This is a genomic window from Blastomonas sp. CCH1-A6, from assembly GCF_001556365.1.
Classification (GTDB): Bacteria; Pseudomonadota; Alphaproteobacteria; order Sphingomonadales; family Sphingomonadaceae; genus Blastomonas; species Blastomonas ursincola.
Genome location: NZ_LSIS01000442.1, coordinates 1 through 2,848, shown reverse-complemented (window position 1 = coordinate 2,848; position 2,848 = coordinate 1). Strand labels below are relative to the sequence as shown.

Here is a 2,848-nt window from a genome sequence, read left to right as displayed (position 1 = left end):
CTTCCTCGGCGAACATCGCTTCGCAGCCGGTGCCAGAAAGCAGCGCATCAAGCCGATCTCGCGCCTCGGCGGATAGCGCCGCGCGTGCAGACCGCAGGGTCACGAGGCACTTGGCCTGATAGGGAAAGACGGGCTGAGTCCAGCGCTTGCCGTCTATCTCGGTCTCGAAATCGCTCTGTTCGGCAGCGGCGGCTCGGGCGTTGGCGATCAGGAATGGCGCATAGACGCGCCCTATCTCGGTCAGCAACTCACCCAACTGCTCGCTCAGCGCATCATGATCGAGCCAAGCCCCGTCGGGCAGGCCGGAGAGATCCTCCACCCGGTCGAGCCAGGCGCGCAGCCGAGGCGTCGAGCCCGCCATGATCGCGGCAGGCGTCGGATCGACGATGCCGAGCTGGGTGAGCTGACCATAGATCGCGAAATCGGCCGCCGAAGGCCGCGTGCCGAGGACAAAGCCGGTGCGCGCGATCGCCCGATCGAGAATGCCGATCAGCCGCGCATAGCTCGCCTCGATGATCGGCGCGGTAATGTCGTTCGAGCCGACGACATACAGCCGGTCGATCTGCCGCTTCGCAAAGCCGTCCGCCATCTGCTTCGCCTGCTCGTCCGGATAGGTCGGGCTCTGCCAGAAGATCAGCAGCGGCCCGGCATTGGCCGCGTCGGTCGCAAAATGCCAGCGATAGTGGAACATCATCTTGGTCATCCACTCGTCGGCAAAATCCTCGATCAGCAGGTCGAGAAAGCCGAGCAGCTCGTCCTCCGGAAGCACCGAGCGGCCCGGATGTTCCGCCTCGAGCCTGCGGATGATTGGCGTGGAATCGACCACGGCCTCGCGCGCATCGCCCTCGCCGAAATAGAAGGTGGGCAGCAGCTTGACCTTGGGCACCGGATAGCCGGCGGGTGGCTGCATGTGGCTGCCCCAGATCATCTTATGGCCGATCCCGCGATAGCGCAGCAGCGCCAGCATCTTGCGCGTATAGGGCGATCCCGGCGCCCCCAGCAGTTCGACAGCCATTCTCTCCTCCGCTTTTATTGTCACAGGCTATGTCAATAATGTGAACGGGTCAAGCGGGCCGCGCACGTCCTTTCCGTCGCAGCAGACGATAGGCACCATAGAGCATTGCGATCACAATCACGCCTGCCCCCAGCAGAACGTGCCAGTAACGTGCGGCCATCTTGCGCACCGTGTTCTTGCCGATCTGCACCGTGGAGTCATATCCCTCGGGCATCTCCAGAACGCCGTTGCGCTTCGCATAGGCGCGATACTCGGCCATCATCTCCTTGAACTTCGCCGGATCGCTACGGCTCAGGTCGCGGGTTTCGCCGGGATCGGTGGCGATATCGTACAACCGCCAAACGCCGTCGCCATAGGGCTTCAAGTTACGCACAAGCTTGTAGCTGCCCTTGAACAACGCGGCGTTGCCCGAGACCTCGAAGCCCGTCGCGGTCTCCGGTGTGCGCACCGCATCGGCCTGCCCTGCGAGCAGCGGCACCAGCGAGCGGCCGTCAAAGGCGCTGGCATCAGCCGCGCCGCCCGCCATTGCGAGCAGCGTCGGCGCGATGTCGCTAACCGTGGTCATCGCAGCGCTCGGGGCGGCAGGCGCGACCCCCGGCCCGGCCATGATCATCGGCACGTGCAGCCCGCCCTCGGCGCTGTAGAACTTGAACATCGCCCCCGGCGAGGCAGCGGCATTGGCGAATTCCGGGCCGATAAAGGCATAGGTGCCCTTGCCGCCCCAATTATCGGCCGAGACGCTGTAGCCGTTATTGTCGAGCCACCATTGCATGGTGCGCGACGTGGCGAGCGGGTTGCTCGGCTCCGGGCCGTTGTCCGACGTGAACACGAACACCGTGTTGTCATACTGGCCGGTGCGCTTCAGATGCTCGACCAGCCTTCCGATGTGGTGATCCATCGCCTCGATCATGCCGGCATTGATCGCCATGTTGCGCGCGAACAGTGCCTGTTCCTCGCGCGTCAGGCTTTCCCATTGGCGCAAGCCCTTGGGCGGATCGGCGAGCGGCGCTCCCCTGGGGATGAGCCCGTTGGCCTGCGCCCGTTCCCAACGCGCCTTGCGCATCGCCGCCCATCCCTCGCGATAGGTGTCCCTGTACTTGCGGGTGAATTCGGGCGGCGCCTGGACCGGAATATGGATCGCCTGGAAGCCGATATAGGCAAGGAACGGCTTCTTCTGGTCGCCCTCACCCAGATAGTCGACCATCCGATCGATCAGGAAGCGCGAGGAATAGAACTCCTTGGGCAGGCGTGCCGGTTTGCCGTCCTCGAACCAGGGGGCATCGGCATAATAGGGCATGTACGATTTCTGCTCCCAATTGTCCGCGCCCGACGCATCGAGCACGAACGATCGGTCGAAACCGTGGGAGTTGGGCAGATCGCCGTGCTCATGGCCGAGATGCCATTTGCCGGTCATGTAAGTGCGATAGCCGCGCTGCCTGAGCCTGCTGGCGATCGTCGTCACGCCCGGTTCGAAGCGCAGCGAATAGCCCTTCTTGCCGATATGCTCGTTCGGGATGACCTCGGGAATGGTCGAGACGCCAGTGCGGTGATTGTCGAGTCCGGTCAGTAGCATCGCGCGCGAGGGCGAGCAGAGCGGCGAGGTATAATAGCGCGTGAACATCCGCCCGCGACGCGCCAGCGCATCGATATGGGGCGTCCGCGCCTCGCCGCCATAGATGCCGAGATCCATCAGCGCTAGATCATCGGCCAGCAGCACCACGAAATTGGGCGGGCGGTCCGGGGTGGTTGCCTTGAGCGTGGTGGCGGTCGCCAGGGGCTGCACGGCGGGGCCGGCCGCTGCCAGCGATAGCGCCGCGCTGATTGCCGCGAGAA

At 64.4% G+C, this 2,848-nt stretch carries 2 protein-coding genes; both read right to left on the bottom strand.

The window, feature by feature from the left end; genetic code table 11:
- The coding region (locus AX735_RS20035; RefSeq protein WP_066284010.1) for a glutathione S-transferase family protein at positions 1 to 1,015 on the bottom strand (1,015 nt) is incomplete at its 3' end.
- Positions 1,016 to 1,064: 49 nt separating this feature from the next.
- The coding region (locus AX735_RS20030) for an arylsulfatase (RefSeq protein WP_231750191.1) at positions 1,065 to 2,848 on the bottom strand (1,784 nt) is incomplete at its 5' end.